The following is a 19,312-nucleotide window of genomic DNA, read 5'->3' on the forward strand; positions in this document are numbered from 1 at the left end:
ATATGAATTTACAATTCACGGGTATGTAGAGACGTAGCAATGCTACGTCTCTACAATGATTTGGCATCGAGCTACAAAAATGTATGCAAACATAATTCATGACCAAATTCAGCAACGCCCTAATTCTTGCTCATGAGACTGCTTGCAAACATCGAACGTTAAAGCTAGCGATTGCTGGTTTAAATCCTCAGCAAGCAAAAAATCTTTCTGGAAGCACTGGTACTGTGGAGGCGATCGCATTTAAATGAAAGACCCCGGTAGCTAGCTACCGGGGGAGGAGGTTTTAGCAATTCGCTAAAGGACGGCATATATCTATACGTTACCCGTATCTATTGGGAAAAGTTGCCAAAATGGCATATTTATTGCGGTTACATGGAGAATGGGGGAGTAGAGGAGATAGGGAGTGGGCATCGGGCATTGGGCATAGTTAACAACCACTAACCACTAACTACTAACTCTTGACTAATGACTAATGACTAATGACTAATGACTAATTTTTCTAATTCTTCCCGCAATGATAGCGGCGCATACCCCAATGCAAAAGCTTTAGAACTATCCAAAGAAACATCACTAGGTCTAGGTGCAGCCATTTTTACATCTTGTTGACGACAAGCTTTTAGCCCAGTAGTGGGGAGTTGAAATACTTCTACTAATAAACTTCCAAAATCATAGCGAGAAATCCTTTCTTTCCCACCTAAGTGAATTATGCCGTTAACTTTTTCTAATGCTAATAAGAGTCCTTTGGCAGCAGTAGTTCCACTTACTGGTGTGCGAAATTCATCTATAAATAGATTTAGCTGTTTGCCCTCTTTCAGAGTTTGCATGAATGGCTGCATAAAGCTGGTGGCAGTAGGTGCTGCTGCACCAAACATTAACGGCATTCTACACACAGCAGTCATGGGATAGCGTTCTAACATTCCTACTTCTGCCATCACTTTTTGTTCACCGTATCTGTTAACAGGACATACGGTATCTGTTTCTCGATAGGGAGAATTTAAACCATCAAAAACGAGGTCTGTGGAGGTAAAAACGCAAGGGATAGAATTATCCGCACACAATCCAGCAATATTACAGGAGGCTGTGACATTAATTGCATGGGATTGTTCAGGATAATTTTGACAATAATTTGGTTGTGATTGGGCAGCTGTATGAATTACTGCTGTTGGCTGAATTTCACGAAAGATTTGCTGAAGTTCCTGAAAGTCTGTCAAATTGACTTTCAGCATTTTTATATCTGGAATTTCCACTGCATGAGTAAAGTACGTTCCATACACTTCCCATTGTGGCTTGATGAGTTGGCAAAGATGCCAACCTAAAAATCCACTTGCCCCAGTAATTAATATTTTTCGCATCTTCAATTTAGAATCTGTAGAGGCAGATAATTACATCAAGATTATAATTTTACACCTTCATAAATTTCTGCGATCGCCATCTCTAAACTTACCGGGGATAATAGGATGTTATCTGTTTTTACTAATTACTTCTTCCTTTATTGTAGTAATTCTTGAAAACGGACATCATCACGCACTTTGTTAAAATCTGTATCGGTTTTAGCTAATTTTTCATACTTACCGGGAACAAGCTTTTTTGCTTTTCGCAAGTTCTCAACTGCTAATTCCACATTATTCATGAGAGCATAGGTACAAGCTTTGTTGTAATATGCTAAATCTTTATCTGGCTTAATGGCGATCGCTTGATCGTATGATGCCAGCGCTTGTTTGTAGCGTTGCAATTTTGTGAGTGCAATTCCTCGGTTAATCCAAGCTTCATACTTGGTAGATTTGATGGCGATCGCTTTGTCGTATGATGTTAGCGCTTGCTTGTACCGTTGCAGCGTACTTAGGGTATTGCCTCGGTTATACCACGCTTCATCTCTGTCAGGCTCAAGGGCGATCGCGTGGTCATATGATGCTAAGGCTTCTTGATAGCGTTGCAAAGCTGTTAATGCATTACCTCGGTTAATCCATGCTTCCGCAAGCTGGGGTTTAATGGCAGTAGCTTTGTCAAAAGCCGCTATAGCATCTTCATAGCGATGGGAATTTAACAAATGATAACCTTGATTAAAAAAATCTTCTGCCTTTTGTGCTATCTGTGCTTCTGAAAGCAACTGAGCTACATTGGTTTCTTGCACGATTTGACTGCTATGTTTGCCTGCTGAGTTTGCCCAATCACCACAGCCTAATATGAACACAGTTATAAAGCCAGAAGCTACAAAACAACGCCAGGACACCATTTTTTACAAAACTCACTACCTGAATCTGAAAACAGTTTTGGTTCTTTAAAAACTGTAAATCTGTATTTAGTACAATATCATTGAAATGGATTGAATTTAGCAAAAAATATATTTAGAGACTAAATATAATTAAATTCTAAATTTAGACAATTGTATCATGCTATACAGATTTTATATTTTATTTATTGTTTTCTTTGTGAGGTTATATTGAAAATCAACCAGTAAAAAGCTACGTACAAAAGCTGAGATTTTTATGTGTTGATCGTGGGCAAATGCCCTGAGTGTCTATTTTGAAAACAAGTCAGAAGTTGGGCTGACCAATGAATATAGCTTTTTATCATTATTCTTATGAATGAAATTTATGAGTGGCAACCTTGATGCCAAATAGTAGAGTTATTGTCTGTTTAAATGATGTTATTGACTTGATTCTTACCTGTTATTCAATTTTTCATAGTAGAATCAACCCTTTTTAGTTGTGAAAATCCAAAGGCATTAGAAATCGCGTTTCTTGGATCTCATGTACAATTTCCTAGAGTAAACTCTGACCGAGACAATTTTATATTTTAGATTTTGGATTTTGGATTAAAGTCAAAATCTGAAATCTAAAATAAAAGGTTTAAACCACCATTATTCATTTATGGAAAACAAAAACGAGAGTGCAATCATTACTCAAAGCCCCCAATTTCAATCGTGGGACGGCACTCTATGTGGCGACGCTATGAGAGCCACCCGTGCCTCGTCAATCCATGCATCACAAATCCACGCATCCAAAATCGAGTGACTGGTGATTTATTTGTAAATGAATAAATAACTTTCAAAATAATTGGATTGAGGAATTATTAAATATTATTTAAAGTCAGAAAATACATCTGAAATAAATAAGATTTTCTTTAGCATTTAAGAAGATGCACAATCAGTAAGTTGCTTGTAAACGATTGAGAAGATATTCTCCTGCTAAGATAGGTGGATAAATGGGGGGGTGCTCTCCTTGACAACTGCCAAGACAAGCAATTTCCGTATCGTCATTGGGATGACAGAAAAAGGCCACAGAATAGCGGGATTGCATCACTTGCTCGTTATTGGGAATTAGAGACCATTTATAAATTATTTATTAACCACTAACCACTAACTACTAACCAATGTAGAGACGTGCCATGGCACGTCTCTACAACCACTAACTACTAACTACTAACTTTACACATTGAACCGGAATAGCATCACATCGCCTTCCTTCACGACGTAATCTTTTCCTTCACTGCGAACTAAGCCTTTTTCCTTAGCAGCATTCATAGAACCAGCTGCCACTAAATCATCATAAGCAACAGTTTCAGCGCGAATAAATCCGCGTTCAAAATCACTGTGAATCACACCTGCTGCTTGCGGTGCTACCATTCCCGCTTTAATTGTCCAGGCGCGAGTTTCTTTCTCACCAGACGTGAAATAAGTACGCAATCCTAAAAGTGTATAAGTGGCACGAATTAATGATTTCAAACCACCTTCTTCTACACCTAAAGATGCCAAAAAATCTGCTCTTTCTTCTTCTGCTAATTCAATTAATTCTGCTTCCACTTGTGCGGAAACTACAACAACTTGAGCATTTTCAGTTGCTGCAATCTGCCGCACTCTTTCTACGTATTCATTACCCGTTGCCAATTCATCTTCAGAAACATTGGCAGCATAAATTATTGGTTTCTCAGTCAGCAATCCCAATGGTTTAATTACTGCTGCTTCTTCTTCTGTTAAAGTAAGTTGCCGCACCGATTTTCCTTCATTTAATGCCGCAGCTAATTTTTCCAGTACTGTTAATTCAAACTGCGCTTCTTTGCTAGCACGAGCTTGTTTGCGGGTGCGTTCAATACGGCGCTCGATTTGCGCCAAGTCAGCTAAACCAAGCTCCAGATTGATAGTTTCAATGTCACGCGCTGGATCGACCGAACCAGCAACGTGGATAATGTCATCATTTTCAAAACAACGCACCACATGAACAATGGCATCTACTTCCCGGATATGGGACAAAAATTGGTTCCCTAGTCCCTCACCCTGACTTGCACCTTTAACCAAACCGGCAATATCCACAAATTCAACGCGCGCCGGGATAATTTGTGCCGAATTGGAAATCTTACCTAAAACATTTAACCGCTCGTCTGGCACTGCAACAACGCCGACATTCGGTTCAATCGTACAAAAAGGAAAGTTAGCAGCTTCTGCCTTAGCATTAGCAACCAAAGCGTTGAATAACGTAGATTTTCCAACGTTGGGAAGTCCGACAATCCCGGCTCTCAGCATTTTAGATTTTGGGTTTTGAGTTCAACTAGACGAAATTAATTTTAAACAGGTTCGGGGATTGTTTGGGGAATTGGCTCGGGAACTGTCTGGGGAATCGGGCCGGGAACTGTTTGAGGAACTGGCCCAGGTACAGGTTGTGGTATTGGTTGGGGAATTGTTGGGCCTGGTGTTGGTTCAGGACGTGGTAAAGGATTCGGTTCTGGGTCGGGAATTTGTGGTTCGTTAGGTAGAGGATCGGGATTGGGATAAATCATGGTAAGTCTTTTTAAATTATTCGACTTTTCCAACCTAGATGACAAGCAACTGTGCCGACATCTTCCCAATTAGTTACATCTAGATAATTTATCTGTGTCCATCTATGGTCGTAAAATGCTCAATCAAAATCAAACACCTTTACTAGACACCTTAAAAGTCTGTGCAGAACGTCCCCATGCATCTTTTTACACTCCAGGACATAAACAGGGTGTGGGAATTTCCCCGAAGTTAGTTGATGTTTTCGGCAAAGCCGTATTTCGTGCCGATTTACCAGAATTAACAGAGTTGGATAATCTCTTTGCACCTAGCGGTGTTATCCAACAAGCACAACAGCTAGCAGCGGAAGCCTTCGGTGCATCACATACTTGGTTTCTTGTCAATGGTTCTACTTGTGGAATCGAGGCGGCTATTCTCGCCACCTGCGGCACTGGCGATAAAATCATTCTGCCGCGTAATGTTCATTCCTCAGCGATCGCAGGATTAATTCTCTCTGGTGCTATGCCAGTTTTTGTCAATCCAGAATACGACTCAGTTTTAGATATTGCCCACAGCATTACCCCCACCGCCGTAAAAGCAGCACTAGAACAGCATCCCGACGCTAAAGCAGTGATGATGGTTTATCCTACCTACTACGGTGTTTGTGGAGATGTAAACGCGATCGCTCAAATTACCCACCAATATAATATCCCTTTACTCGTAGACGAAGCCCACGGCGCACACTTTGCCTTTCATCCCCAACTACCCACCCCTGCCTTGCAAGCAGGCGCAGATTTAACCGTACAATCCATTCATAAAACCCTGGGTGCTATGACTCAAGCGTCGATGCTGCATATTCAAGGTGAAAGAATAGATCGCGATCGCCTCAGTAAAGCGTTGCAACTAGTACAATCTACCAGTCCCAGTTATGTACTTCTAGCTTCCTTGGATGCAGCACGTCAACAAATGGCGCTGCATGGCAAAGAATTGATATCCCGCACGCTGCAACTTGCGGATGAGGCAAGAAGGCGGATTGCACAAATTCCGGGATTATGGGTTTTAAACCCCACCCCTAACCCCTCCCCGCTAAGGGGAACTGGAACTGTAAGCGCTATGGGATCACCTGGTTTTGTCGCCCTCGATCAAACACGCCTAACCGTCAATGTCTCTGGTTTAGGTTTGACTGGCTTTGCCGCAGAAGAAATTCTCGACCAACAATTTGGTGTAACAGCGGAATTTGCATCGCTGCAACATCTCACCTTTATCATCAGCTTGGGCAATACCCAGGATGATATTGAGCAGCTGGTACAAGCTTTTACCAAACTAGCCCCCTCTCCTTTGAAGGAGAGGGGGTTTGGGGGTGAGGTTTTATGTAATGATCTTTTTAAAATCGGGGATTCCATGCGTATCTCGCCCCGTGAAGCTTTTTTCGCCACAACAGAAACATTACCCATCCAAGAAACTACGGAAAGCATTTGTGCCGAAATTGTTTGTCCTTATCCCCCAGGAATTCCCGTATTAATGCCGGGAGAAGTTATTATTAAACCCGCATTGGAATATCTGCAACACATTCAAGCAATGGGTGGATTTATCAGCGGTTGTGCGGATGCTAACCTAAAAACACTTAAGGTTGTCAAGGCTAAACCTTATCAGCACTCATACTATCAACATAGGTGATGAGAGCTAATGCGATCACACCCCTACCCATCACTTACTGTGCGATCGCTAACTGATTTTGGCGTTGCTGAATTTGGTTATGAATTATGTTTGTATACGTTTCTGTAGTAGAGACGTAGCAATGCTACGTCTCTACACATCCGTAATATCAAATCCGTTTGATTAGTTATCGTATCTGCCCTCACAAGAACTGCCCCTCTCCCAACTTGGGAGAGGGGGTGAGGGTTTTTAATGAACATGAATTAGCCGGACTTGATATGAATTGTAAATTCATATTTTGATTCAGCAACGCCCTGATTTTCTTCGATAATTTTATATCCATTTACCAACTGTGCGATCGCTTGGTCAATTAAATCTACACCTTGCTGCACAGATTCAATGTATTAAACTGCGATCGCACTATCCAAAAAATTTCTCGTAATCGTCGTGACTACCAACCCAAAACCATATAACTACCCACTTACGACTAACCACCAACTACCCACCATTACAAAAGACGGCAAACACCACCATTAGATTACGGTTCACCCGAATCTCTAGAAGTATTAATTCTCATACATTAGACGAAGTGAAGGCAAATAAATATATGAGCCAACTAGAAACATGAAGCATAACCGTCCTTAATCAGGTTCGGAAAACCACCCTTCATCGACTGGTTACACAGGCTCAGTATATATATCATCAGCATAATCTTGGGTTTTTACCCTAGTAAAACCAAAGGTATTAATGCTGGACTAGCTGCTTTATTAAATCAGTTAGTCCAAAAATTAGCCCTTTATACTCCCATTCATTCATTTGTAGTTATACGGAGCCAGCACCTACAATGGCAAAAGTAGTTGGAATTGACTTAGGTACGACAAACTCCTGCGTCGCAGTAATGGAAGGTGGTAAACCCACGGTTATTGCCAACGCAGAAGGTTTTCGGACAACACCGTCAGTTGTGGCATTTGCCAAGAATGGCGATCGCTTGGTGGGCCAAATCGCCAAGCGGCAAGCGGTAATGAACCCCGAAAATACCTTTTATTCGGTAAAACGCTTCATTGGACGCCGCTTTGATGAAGTTACTCATGAAGCTACAGAAGTTTCTTACAAAGTACTGCGGGATAGCAGCGGCAATGTTAAATTAGATTGTCCTGTAGCTAGTAAGCAGTTCGCGCCAGAAGAAATTTCCGCCCAAGTTCTTCGCAAGCTAGTAGAAGACGCTAGCAAATACATCGGTGAAACCGTTACTCAAGCAGTAATTACCGTTCCCGCTTACTTCAACGACTCCCAGCGCCAAGCTACCAAAGACGCTGGTAAAATAGCCGGTATTGAAGTGCTGCGGATTATCAACGAACCTACCGCCGCTTCTCTAGCATACGGCTTTGACAAAAAGAGCAACGAAACCATTCTAGTATTTGACCTTGGTGGTGGTACTTTCGACGTATCCATCCTCGAAGTTGGTGAAGGTGTATTTGAAGTGTTAGCTACCTCTGGTGATACCCACCTTGGTGGTGATGACTTTGATAAAAAAATCGTTGACTATTTAGCGGAAGCATTTAAGAAAGACGAAGGTATTGATTTGCGGAAAGACAGACAAGCTTTACAGCGTCTGACTGAAGCCGCAGAAAAAGCCAAGATTGAACTTTCTAGCGTTACCCAAGCAGAAATCAACCTGCCATTTATCACTGCTACCCAGGACGGGCCCAAACACCTGGATATGACGCTGACACGCGCTAAATTTGAAGAACTTTGCTCAGATTTAATCGATCGCTGCCGCGTTCCTGTAGAAAATGCTCTGCGCGATGCGAAGTTAACAAAGAACGACATTGATGAAGTCGTGCTGGTGGGTGGTTCTACCCGTATTCCCGCCGTCCAAGATGTAGTGAAGCGGATGCTGGGCAAAGAACCAAACCAAAGCGTTAACCCCGATGAAGTGGTAGCAGTTGGTGCAGCAATTCAAGCTGGTGTGCTTGCTGGTGATGTCACTGGCATCTTGCTGTTAGATGTAACACCGCTGTCCTTGGGTGTAGAAACCTTGGGTGGCGTGATGACCAAGATTATTCCCCGTAACACCACCATTCCTACCAAGAAGTCAGAAGTCTTCTCTACCGCCGTGGATGGTCAAACTAACGTAGAAATTCACGTCCTCCAAGGCGAACGGGAAATGGCAAGCGATAATAAGAGCCTGGGAACCTTCCGCCTTGATGGTATCCCTCCCGCACCACGCGGCGTACCCCAAATCGAAGTAGTGTTTGATATTGACGCTAACGGTATCCTCAACGTTACTGCTAAAGACAAAGGTACAGGTAAGGAACAATCTATCAGCATTACTGGTGCTTCAACTCTCGATAAATCTGACGTTGAGCGGATGGTTAAAGAAGCCGAATCTCATGCGGCAGAAGACAAAGCACGTCGTGAGAAAATTGACCGCAAAAACCAAGCTGACTCCTTGGCATACCAAGCTGAGAAACAGTTGCAAGAATTGGGTGATAAAGTCAATGCAGCCGACAAGACTAAAGTCGAAGGTTTGGTGAAAGACCTGCGGGATGCTATTTCCAAAGAAGACGACGAGCAAATCAAGAAGCTGATGCCAGAACTACAACAAGCACTATTCGCTGTTGGTAGCAATATCTATCAACAAGCTGGTGGTGGCCCTTCTGCTGGCCCTACAGGCACTTCTGATGGCGCTTCCTCCACTGGCAGTGGTGATGATGTAATTGACGCAGATTTCACTGAGTCTAAGTAAGTAGTTAGTGGTTGTAGAGACGTGCCATGGCACGTCTGTACATTAGTTAGTAGTTAGTAGCTAACAACCAAAAAGCTAAGTCCAGCTAATGAGTAATTAACAATAACCCACTCAAGGTATACCTTTGGGTGGTTATTTTTTGATTTGATAGTCAAATAATAGTTAGTAGGCGTACAATGCATACCACCTGTGCAGTAATTAGTTATTAATTTTACCAATATTCAAGTAATAAAAATGGGATACCCATCAGCACCTTGGACACTGAAAGGCTACGCTCTCCTGACCTTGCATTTGCTCGACGTTGACCGCGTACGCCACCTGATTCCCAAAGAATTAGAAATTAAAACTGTGTGGCCTGGTAAAACAGTGCAGAGGTAGCGATCGCTCTGTTTTACCTTCTGGTTATTTTTCAGATAATCACGCGCCCAATAGTCCTCTTCTGTCACTCTCCGAAACTAGAACTTTGAAAGAGTTATTTTATCCGCTAGGAAGATAAAGCTTAAACTCATTCAAAATAAGCTGAAGCAAGTCACTTCTTCAGAGCGATCGCAGAAATTTTTGGTCTACTCAATGTTTATAGATTCCAGGGTTAATTCTTGAAAAGGACTGTAACAGGGATGGTAACAAAAAAAGCGATCGCATTTTGATTGAGATCGAGCCAAGGGTGCTATGCATTAGTCGGATCTAGAGCGAGCAAAAGTATTTTGAGGAGTGGGGAAGTGGATGAGTGGGAGAGTGGGGGATTTATTACAACTTTTCCTCCACTCTCTCCATAGAGGACACAAACAATGCTGAGAAAAGAAGAAAAATTTACGGCGATGACCCTGGAAATAAGTAATGTGATTTTAGCTGCTGGGTATTTTACAAGCAAAAATCCTAAGATGACACGACACTGAGGAGCGGGATTAAGTGAATTAAGCTATACCCAGAACTTTACGTAAAACTACTTGATCCTCTAACTTGACTTTCAGGCGACCTTTTTCAATGTCACGAATCCAGCTTTGGCTTTTACCTGCCAGCTTTGCTAATTCTCTTTGCGAGAGATTCAAGTTTTTTCGTGCCCGCGAAATTTGTTCGCCAAGTAAATCACCTGTGGTTTTGGTTTTTCTTTTGTTTTTTGTAGTTCGCTGCTTTTTTTCTGAGTCCGCCAGTTGCTGTTCCCAATCTGGTGGTAGTGTGAAAGACAAAATCCGGGCATTGATCAGCAGATTCCACTTGCCACGAGGGCTGATGTCTGTCAAGCGCGAACCGTTGCTGCCATCATTAATCCAAAATTCTAATGCTTCATCCGGATCTTCAGGAATATCGACTAGTTTTGCCCATAAAGGTTGTATTGCTGGTGGGTATGTGACTGGGTCAAATACTGGTTTCATACCATAATGATTGAGGACTTCTAGATCGTGTTCAAAAGTCCGTAATAGTCGTTTGCGTTCTTCTCTTTGTCTGCACGCTAAAGTGATTTTCTCCTCACCATAGGCAACGCGCATTAAGGTAGGAACTGTGATGCGTTGGGAAGCACCCATTTTGGTTTTAAACAGCAACCAAAGCATTAGTCGCGCTGCACCCTCATGTTGCTGCCAAATACTCATGACTGTGGTTAACAAAGATTTTGGCAAACTACCATATTGATAAAATGCAGTTCGTTCCTTACATGCTTGTTTGTTTAAGAAATATTGGGCCCAAGTTCCCGCTTTGATTTTAAAGGTTAACCCAACAAGATATTTACACCCGAGTTCATCTTCTTGAAAATGGCGCTGAATTTTTACTAATTGCCACAAACGGCTTTCTCTAATAGAAAACCCCTTGACTATACCTTGTTGGGGCCAGTCAATAGAAATGACGAGTGAGCAAGCTTGCTGTACCAAGTTTTTAATTAAAGTCAGCTTGACATTCTTGCTCAAGTCTTTGCGTTTCTCCAAACCCAAATATTTCTCAAGTTGCCGCTCATCAATAGTAAATTCTTGCTGCCAAGGCTGCTCCAAAGCTGTAGCATGAGCTGCAAAAATTAAATGAATGCAAGCTGATCTGATATCTAGCGCTGCAATTGTCCCTAACTCTGATACAGGTTCGCTACTATCGGGTGATTTAGTAATATGAAAAGCGATCGCTCCCTTACCCTGACTAACTTGGCGATGATAACACAGGTTTCCTTGTTCATCTCTTTGCCAAGGTAACGATGTGCGTTGTGCCAACACATTGCAAGCTTCCCAAATCACAATTGCCGAAGCAAATGGGTTACTCTTTCCATTAGAAAATAAATCTGGACTAGTAACCTCTCTTAAATCTACTTTGCATCTCCCTTTTTTTGCATGCCAAGGCATGGGAGAATTTGTGGGGCAAGCTATCACGCATTGTGGTTCGGGATAATAACCTTCGCAATTGTTGCAAAGACACGGATCGATCCAGTATTCATCGTTCTCGATTTTGATAGCACCTGTAGGACATTGGGGACGGCAGTTGTCACATCCAACGCAACTATTGTTAGGAATTGTATAAGGCATAAGGCTATTGCCACTTTACTCGTTGAGATGTTTGGCTCAAGTCTCCCCTGGATGTGTCCTCTTGATCCACCACTCACTACCGCATTCTTTCGGCAAAATATAAATTTGAATTGCCGTATTAACCACCCACATCTATTTCGGACTTACCATCCAATTGGAAGATATTCTATGCTTAATAACTTGACCGAGCCTAATTTAAATCTTGATTATCTATACATTTCACAAATACTTTTATAAAGTTGTTCATCACGAGCGAAAGATAAATTTTGTTAATTTTTCCATCTTCAGTAATGCCCGCATATCTTACCTTTAAGAAAAACCTGTTACTCAAGTATTTGTTATTTCTAACGTTTAAACATATAGGTCGGTACTTTGAAACTAGATTATTAATAATATTAATATTTAACAAAAATTATTATTCTGTCAATTGGTTTACATTTTTCTGGTTTCTACTCATATTTGTATGTCGTGGGGACTGGTGAGTTCCCCGTGTCTGGTGCGTCAGCCTCATTCATCCCATTATTCAGCAACGCCAAAATTCTTCTGTCTCCTCTGAATCATATCGTTGACAAAGGGTTTTGAGTTTTTCACGGACAAGCGATCGCACGTTTTCTGGTGATACAATTACGCAATCTGGCGCATACTGCATGACTTCGCGGATAAACCAAAAGGTACTGGATACACGCCTAATTACTCGCCGCACCCGTGGAGTATCTGGTAGCCATTCATTGAATATATCTTCTGGTTTGGCTTGGTAAGCAAAGGCTAAACCGTTAAATAAGTGCATTTCTACCTCTATTTGTGCCAAGTGCGATCGCCACTCACCAGCAATTGGGATGACAGCGGCGTCTTGGATTCTATCTAAACGCAGACTCCAGTTGTTTCGTAATTCTTCTATATCTAGATTTCCTTCAGTCTCTTCGCACCAGCAATCGAGGTATTGACGTTTTTCGTGGGGTGTAACTTTGGCGTAACGGACAGTGAAATTCCACAAACGCTGTGCTGCATCTTGATAAGAAAGTTGAAAAGGCTGATGACGCAGGATAAAACGATCAATTTCCAAACGCCAAGGTGGAGGTAAATTTTCTAAAAAACGCTCTATTTCAGTTCGCAGTGGTATTGATAGTTCACAGCGTTCGAGAAGTAGTTTAGCAATTTCTTGTGCTTGCTCATTTTGTCCGATGTCGGTTAATGCACGCATCGCTGTGTCTAAGGCTCTAATGCGTGTTTCTGACCAATCGTGATTTTTACCGATGGTTAACTGATGACGTGCGATCGCTTCTACTAGTTTAGAGATGTTTGGGCGATCGCCCCACATCATCCCAAATTCCCGCGCTAGGTTTTCTAACTCGGCTTTATCGCGTTCTGAAACTGACAGTGTTATCGACTGACCTTTGCGACTCATTTTTATACGGACATTTTTATATGGACATATCTTGTCAATCTCTATTTTGAGTGCCAATATAGGATTTAACAACAACTTACGGACACTATTTAAGGATATGTCCAATTACAGTATTTCGCTTAAGCCTGTATATTCCCAAACTGTGTCAACGCCTGAAGGTTTGAAATTACCTAAGAATTGGTCGCTGTCTTGGCATCAAGTCGAAACTTTTAAAGCACTACAAGATCCAAATATTGAGGTCATCTTCAACACAGCAATGACTGGCGATGGTAAAAGTTTGGCGGCTTTTCTGTCAGCAATGAATCATCGTACGTACACTTTGGCAATGTACCCAACAAATGAACTAGCACGAGATCAAGAAAAACAGGTACAAGGGTACAAAGACAAGTTTCAGCCAAAGTATGACCCGCAGATACAACGCCTCACAGCAGCGGTTTTGGAAGACTATGTAAATACAGGGAAGTTACCTTCTAAGCTGGAAGGACTTGATAATATTTCGACTTTGTATGAAATACTCTTAACAAACCCAGACCTATTTCACTACATTCATAATTTCTACTATCTGCGAGGTAAAGTAGATAACCCAGATAGGTTATTTCGCCGAATTGATGAGAGATACAAACTGTTTATTTACGATGAGTTTCACATCTTTTCCTCTCCACAGATTGCGAGTGTAATTAATACTATCCTGCTAATTAAAAATACAGCAAACGACCCAAAGAAATTTTTATTTCTGTCTGCTACACCCAATAAATTATTACAAGGCTTTCTAGAAAAAGCTGGAATAACACCAAAAATTATTAACCCGGTAGATGTTGGTGCATATAAATTTGATGCTGATGCTGACAATCAAGGTTGGCGACAGATTAGTCAGCCAATAAATTTAATCTTTCCTCAAGGACTGGAACCGAATTTGCGTTCGAGTTATGAATGGCTAGCAGAAAATGCTGAAAAAGTTATTTTGAAATTTTTCCAGGACTATCCCAACAGTAAAGGTGCAATTATTCTCAATTCGATCGCAGCGGTGAAAAAATTATTGCCTAAGTTTAAGGCTATTTTTGAACCGCGATGGCAGGTGAGAGAAAATACGGGATTAACAGGGGAAACAGAAAAAAGAGATTCAGTTGCAGAAGCTGATTTACTCCTTGGGACTTCGACAATTGATGTGGGAGTTGATTTTAAGATTAATTTCTTAGTTTTTGAAGCTGCGGATGCGGGTAATTTTATTCAGCGTTTTGGCAGACTTGGCAGACATGAAGGATTTGAAACTTATCAAGCTTATGCATTAATTCCGAATTTTTTAGTTGCGAGGTTATTTGAAGAGCAATCCCATCCATTACAGGAGGGTGAAACTTTTGACCGAATAACTTTTACGAACGCTATTCGTAGTTCGTGGGTAGACAGAAACGAATTTGAAAGATATCCGAAGCGATGGGGTGGGATACAGTCAGCTTACATTTACTCTCAGCTGCAAGGTAATTCACATATGAAAGAAAAATATCCCGATGTTGCGAAAAAGTTTGGTGCTGATATTCAAAAAGCGTTAGAAATTAGTATCAAACAAATGAACGGACAGTTTTATCGCTGTCAAAATGAAGGGAAAACAAAAATTATTGATGAGGCGAGGAGCTTTAGGGGTAGTAGTCAATTAGATTGTGCAATTTACGATTTAACTAATCCTGATGATCCAGAAGTGGATAGGTTTAAAATGTATAACCTTCCTGGTATTCTCAGCAACTTTATTTTTGAGTTGTGGGATGAGAAAAGCTTTATGGAAAAAGCGAAAAAAACAGGGGTAACAACCAAAAGATTTGAAAAAGCTTTGTGTTATTTGAAGTTAAAAGATTTTCGAGAAGTGCGGGAAGATTGGCATTTTTACTATCCAGGAAATATCCGCAAGTTGGCGGAAACTGGTAAAGTGCAAGTTCTTGAAGATTTGGAGATTTGCCAACCCCACGGTTACGGTATCCAAAAAATAAGTGATGCAGTCAGTCGGCGTAAATTAGTGTGCTTTATTTCGGATCGCGATCGCAATTATTTACGCGCTACCCTCAGACTACCAATGCACTTTCAACTTTACCCCCTCACCAACGAACCAGAAAATCGAGGTTCCTGGTATTCCATAGCCTTTGGACAGGATGCGTTGTTGTTAGAAACCCTAACTTGGCATTGGAAACCCAAGGATGATGAAGGATGGATATGTTAGAACTATAGGCGTTTCGAGGCAAAGCTTTATGAGTAACGATAATTTACTTTCCCGAATTTCCATTGATCCAAATATCTGTTTCGGTAAACCTTGCATTCGCGGACATCGGATTTGGGTTTCTCTGATTCTTGATTATCTTGCAAGCGGTACAACAATTGAGGAAGTTCTTGAAGCATACCCAAGCATCGAACGCGAAGATGTGCTTGCTTGTATCGCTTATGGTTCAGAAATGGCGCGAGGTGCTTTTGTAGAACTTCCTCTAGACAAAAAAAAGAAGCGAGTGCATGAAGTTAAAGCTAGATGAAAATATCGACATACGTGTTGTAACTTTGTTGCGGTTAGTAGGACACGATGTTACAACAGTACCAGCACAAGGTTTAAGTTCAGCACCGAATAAGGAATTGATTGAAGTTTGTCGCAGTGAGGGTAGATGTTTAGTTACGTGCGACAGAGGATTTGGTAATCGTTTGAGATACAATCCATCAGACTATTCAGGAATTGTAATTATTCGCCTACCCCCACGTTACACATTTGCAGACTGGGCGTGAAACGATTGAGACATTAATTGCTGGATTAGAAGCAGCAGATGTCACAGGAAAATTGTGGATTATCCAGCAAGGAAAAGTTCAAGAATATCAACCACTTGCATTAGAGGAAAAAGATCCATGACAGATTTTGAAGATAATTTTGATGACTTACCGGAAGAGGTACCGGATTTTGATTCCACAGATGGTGACGATGATGAATCGCCGATAAAAAAAGAACTGCTAACAATACGCTTGTTCAAAGAAGCAGTGAAAAAATCGAAAGGTAATCAAGGGGATGCAATTTTAGAAAAGTTTGCGGAATATGTCTTACCTAATCTCATTCAACAGTTAGCGGGTGCAACTGCGAAGGGTGGTAAGTTCTTTGATGTCACAGTTCCAAAAATTAACGCCAAACGTGCTTGTGAAGGTAAACCACCTGTTGATAGAAGAAATGCAGGCGATCAATCGATAGTTGCACATTTACTCAATGGTTTGTTTCCCACCTATCGGATTTTAAGGAAACTGCAATCATCAAAAGAAACAAATCCTGTCAAGCGAAATTGTGAAGATTTACAAGCTTGTATTTTCATCACTGCTTATCTACTGCATGATTATGAAAAATTCCCAGACTATCAAGCTTGGTTGATAGAGAATAATATAGCTGAAAGGGATTGGGAATTAGACACACCTAAAAAAGAAGATGCACCCAATTTAGGACGTGGATACATCACCAAGAAAATACTAGATTTTGGCTTGCATTATTTATTAGGTGATGATTGGCAAGATTTTATTGACGATATCATCGAAATTAGTAATAATTCTGGTGTTAAACACGACTCCGATTTAGGTCTTGCTACTCGTGGATTAAAAACCTTAGATGATGAAAGGATAGATAGTAGAATTCGACAGGTTTTAATCGACCTAGTTTCACTATCTGATTTATTTGCTTCTGTCGTCAAACATCCTAGAGATGTAGAAACTGGTCGTTTACCGAATCTAATTAGCAGACTCAGTAACCATCAATTAAAACTTACGTACCATTCCCTTTCAGAAAATCGTGGTGTTCTTACTAATATCCTCAACAATTCATTAATTGAAGCACACCCAGAAGAATTTTATACACCCTTGCTTTATCTTCCTGATGGTGTTGTCTACCTAGCGAATACAAATGCACCAACCATTACTACTGATACACTTCCTGAAGGTGTTGTTGATAAAATCAAAAGTCTTTGTGCTGAGAAGTTAGGCGAAAGACAAACTGGATTTAATCGTGATGGGAAGGGTTTAAAATTTGCTGATTATTACTGGCTATTCTTTGATGTTGTTGGATTAATGAAAGTCAGTATTGACGCAGCTTGCAGATTACTTCCTGATAGTAAAACCGCCTCTAGTGGGAAACGGGGTGAAAGTTTACAAAGCTATCAAACCCAGGGTGAGTTACCAACAAATCTCAATTTGCAATTTCCCAATGAAATTCGGATTGATAGATTAGCTGAATTTGGTGATATTTTGTGTCGAGGAATTTGGAATTCCTGGTGTGACAGAGTTAAAGAAGCACAAAAAGATATACCAAAAGCGAAAAGAAAAGTACCTCCCGAATTGGATTTGACTCAAAAGTTGGCAGAATATTTGGAATTATCTGATGAAATACCAGCCATTAAACAAATTCAATCCCTCAAGAAAACTGGTGGTGTTCCTCTAGATTGGTACTATCTTGCAGCACAGTATTTCCGCAAGTATCCCGGTAAAGATTTTGCTCAAATCTTGGAAGTTATGCGAGGAATGGTAGATTATGCTGCAAGTTTAATTCAGCCAATTCTTCAAGAATTTCAAGATATTCCTGATGGTTGGGAGGATTTAAAAACCTATGTCAAACGAGTTATTTCATTACCAACAGGAGCAGTTTTCGCACCAGAAACCGAACCATTTTTACTGGAATTAAAACGTTACAACGCCGCAAAAGTAACGGGAAGAGGAAGAGAAAGCGTTTGTGCAATGTCGAGTTCTGCTTATACTGTTACTGAACAGATGGAGTCAGCAACTTTATTTGCACCACAAGTTTATAGCAACCGTCAGATTTTATTTAACGCGCAGGCTGCAAAACGGCAAATCTGCTCAATTTGGTCAATTGAAATCATGTTGAGACAGATTTTAATGAATCAAACTAATGCTGTGGGTGGAGATTTTGAAAGCCGCAAATATCGCTATCTTTATCTTTATCCCACCTACTTCTTCACACCTGAAACCAATAAATTTTTGCAATTAGCCTACAATCAATTCGCGAGAACGCGATTTGATGCTGAGTTGCGAAAGCATTTCATCACTGATAAACAAATTGCAAAATTCGGCATTCAAAATTATCAGCAAGTCGATACACTGCTGATTAAAGAAAATCTCAACCCGGATGACGATCGCACTTTTAAAATCAGCTTTCCTGAAAAGGAAACTCTCACATTTTTCTTCTTAGGATTACCCCCAGGAAGAGAACCAACAGACACCGAATCTTGGGTAACACCTGCATGGCTAGCATTAACTTTACCACTCGTTCTCGATGTGAAAGTAGTCGCATCGGAATCTCCTGTACCACCATTTATTAGTGGTGCAGATTTTGAAGAAACTGTGTTATTAGATGGAGAGCATCAAGCAATTCGTTCTTTGATCAAAAAAGATACTTATCGTTTAGATAGTATTCTTCCGAGCAGTTCACAAAAACGTGAATTTTCACCATTAAATGCGCTGACTGCTGCTTACTGTATTCACCTAGAAGTTAATCGGAAAAAGGATGGTGATCCAGATTGGGGTAAATTGTCAGATTTGGCCAGAGATTTGGAAACAAGTCCCTTATATGTTTTTCATTATCTCACTAAATGGCTACGTAAACCCAAGAAAGATAAAGACGATAAACAAAAAACTCTGGATGCTGTACCAGTAGCAAAAATTCGTCTTTACATGGATTTGTATAAATACTTTGAACCGGGAGAAGAAACCATGAATCAACTAAGGAAATTAACAGAACTCTATCGCCGTTTTTATCGTGCGAAAAGTTCTTATGCTAAAGCCAATGCAATCCTTAAACCTATTGACGAAGCTGCGGATGTGATTTTAAAAATTGATAAAGCTATAGCTAGTGACGCTGAATCATTAACAGATGTTGTGGCTGCACGTTTAGCTAAATTAATGAATAACGTCAGACGCAGAGCTGCTGAAGGAAAACCAACCCTTACTTTCGTTGATGGAAAGTGGAAACCTGCACTTACTCCTGAAGAGGAACGTCAAGCAGTATATGACTTCGCCAATTATTTTGTCAAAGAGATTTTTGAGGTAAATTTCAAATGCGATCGCGCACGTTTAGCAGGTACACAACTTAACCTCATCCGCGATACTTGCGAATATCTTTATCGTCTTGCAGATGACGAAGAACGTAAAAATCGTCCGATTGAGGAACCGGATTATATATCAGAAACAGAAGTTGAAAATGCAGCGTAAACTTAGCTGTTTCAGTAGATTATTTCACTTTG

The 19,312-nt window shown here is 40.8% G+C and carries 16 protein-coding genes and 1 pseudogene; 9 read left to right on the forward strand and 8 right to left on the reverse strand.

Translation table 11 applies throughout. The annotated features are described in order from the left end of the window. Positions 1–98 precede the first annotated feature (98 nt). Positions 99–248 (forward strand): hypothetical protein, encoded by a 150-nt coding sequence (locus tag HXY43_RS13015; protein ID WP_290883607.1) that lies wholly within the window; start codon positions 99–101, stop codon positions 246–248. A 228-nt stretch (positions 249–476) separates the two neighbouring features. On the opposite strand, the gene HXY43_RS13020 is transcribed toward HXY43_RS13015, so the two are convergent. The 5 genes from HXY43_RS13020 to HXY43_RS13040 all read right to left on the reverse strand — a co-directional run bounded on the left by HXY43_RS13020 (position 477) and on the right by HXY43_RS13040 (position 4,773). Continuing rightward, positions 477–1,352 carry an NAD(P)-dependent oxidoreductase gene (locus HXY43_RS13020; RefSeq protein WP_290883608.1) on the reverse strand — a complete coding sequence of 292 codons (876 nt, stop codon included), beginning with the start codon at positions 1,350–1,352 and terminating at the stop codon, positions 477–479. 137 nt (positions 1,353–1,489) lie between these two features. Continuing rightward, a complete protein-coding gene (locus HXY43_RS13025; protein ID WP_290883609.1) occupies positions 1,490–2,233 on the reverse strand; it encodes a tetratricopeptide repeat protein in 744 nt (247 codons plus the stop codon). A gap of 913 nt (positions 2,234–3,146) precedes the next feature. After that, positions 3,147–3,299: a hypothetical protein gene (locus tag HXY43_RS13030; protein ID WP_367161481.1), complete on the reverse strand. Its 153-nt coding sequence runs from the start codon at positions 3,297–3,299 to the stop codon at positions 3,147–3,149. A gap of 128 nt (positions 3,300–3,427) precedes the next feature. After that, entirely contained in the window at positions 3,428–4,519 is a 1,092-nt protein-coding gene (gene ychF, locus HXY43_RS13035) for a redox-regulated ATPase YchF (RefSeq protein WP_290883610.1), read from the reverse strand. A gap of 41 nt (positions 4,520–4,560) precedes the next feature. Then, on the reverse strand, positions 4,561–4,773 hold the full coding sequence (locus HXY43_RS13040) for a hypothetical protein (protein WP_290883611.1): 213 nt from the start codon (positions 4,771–4,773) through the stop codon (positions 4,561–4,563). A 115-nt stretch (positions 4,774–4,888) separates the two neighbouring features. Between HXY43_RS13040 and HXY43_RS13045 the strand changes: the two genes are divergently transcribed. Beyond that, positions 4,889–6,427, forward strand: coding sequence for an aminotransferase class I/II-fold pyridoxal phosphate-dependent enzyme (locus HXY43_RS13045; protein ID WP_290883612.1), 1,539 nt, complete (start codon positions 4,889–4,891; stop codon positions 6,425–6,427). Positions 6,428–6,669: 242 nt separating this feature from the next. Here HXY43_RS13045 and HXY43_RS13050 read toward each other — a convergent pair whose 3' ends face one another. After that, complete coding sequence (locus HXY43_RS13050; RefSeq protein WP_290883613.1) at positions 6,670–6,798, reverse strand: hypothetical protein; 129 nt, start codon at positions 6,796–6,798, stop codon at positions 6,670–6,672. Between the two features lie 452 nt (positions 6,799–7,250). On the opposite strand from HXY43_RS13050, the gene dnaK reads away from it, so the two are divergent. Then, a complete protein-coding gene (gene dnaK, locus HXY43_RS13055) occupies positions 7,251–9,155 on the forward strand; it encodes a molecular chaperone DnaK (RefSeq protein WP_290883614.1) in 1,905 nt (634 codons plus the stop codon). A 234-nt stretch (positions 9,156–9,389) separates the two neighbouring features. Next, positions 9,390–9,524, forward strand: a pseudogene (locus HXY43_RS13060) (acetoacetate decarboxylase); the annotation flags it as partial. Positions 9,525–10,069: 545 nt separating this feature from the next. Here the strand turns inward: HXY43_RS13060 and HXY43_RS13065 are convergent. Together HXY43_RS13065 and HXY43_RS13070 are read right to left on the reverse strand one after the other, a co-directional pair. Next, positions 10,070–11,656 carry a helix-turn-helix domain-containing protein gene (locus HXY43_RS13065; RefSeq protein ID WP_290883615.1) on the reverse strand — a complete coding sequence of 529 codons (1,587 nt, stop codon included), beginning with the start codon at positions 11,654–11,656 and terminating at the stop codon, positions 10,070–10,072. Positions 11,657–12,179: 523 nt separating this feature from the next. Further along, positions 12,180–13,061, reverse strand: a complete 882-nt coding sequence (locus HXY43_RS13070) for a YafY family protein (RefSeq protein ID WP_290883616.1) — start codon at positions 13,059–13,061, stop codon at positions 12,180–12,182. Between the two features lie 97 nt (positions 13,062–13,158). Between HXY43_RS13070 and cas3 the strand changes: the two genes are divergently transcribed. The 5 genes from cas3 to cas10d are packed head-to-tail and all read left to right on the forward strand — an operon-like array spanning position 13,159 to position 19,280. Further along, positions 13,159–15,267, forward strand: a complete 2,109-nt coding sequence (cas3, locus tag HXY43_RS13075; RefSeq protein ID WP_290883617.1) for a type I-D CRISPR-associated helicase Cas3' — start codon at positions 13,159–13,161, stop codon at positions 15,265–15,267. Between the two features lie 28 nt (positions 15,268–15,295). After that, complete coding sequence (locus tag HXY43_RS13080) at positions 15,296–15,571, forward strand: DUF433 domain-containing protein (RefSeq protein ID WP_290883618.1); 276 nt, start codon at positions 15,296–15,298, stop codon at positions 15,569–15,571. Beyond that, positions 15,552–15,815: a DUF5615 family PIN-like protein gene (locus HXY43_RS13085; protein WP_367161482.1), complete on the forward strand. Its 264-nt coding sequence runs from the start codon at positions 15,552–15,554 to the stop codon at positions 15,813–15,815. The genes HXY43_RS13080 and HXY43_RS13085 overlap by 20 nt, the downstream gene beginning before the upstream one ends. Continuing rightward, entirely contained in the window at positions 15,799–15,936 is a 138-nt protein-coding gene (locus tag HXY43_RS26950; protein WP_341272410.1) for a hypothetical protein, read from the forward strand. The genes HXY43_RS13085 and HXY43_RS26950 overlap by 17 nt, the downstream gene beginning before the upstream one ends. After that, a complete protein-coding gene (gene cas10d, locus HXY43_RS13090) occupies positions 15,933–19,280 on the forward strand; it encodes a type I-D CRISPR-associated protein Cas10d/Csc3 (protein WP_290883619.1) in 3,348 nt (1,115 codons plus the stop codon). Before HXY43_RS26950 ends, cas10d begins: the two co-directional genes overlap by 4 nt. The last annotated feature ends 32 nt before the right edge of the window (positions 19,281–19,312 follow it).

Source organism: Fischerella sp. (genome assembly GCF_013388695.1).
Classification (GTDB): domain Bacteria; phylum Cyanobacteriota; class Cyanobacteriia; order Cyanobacteriales; family Nostocaceae; genus PCC9605.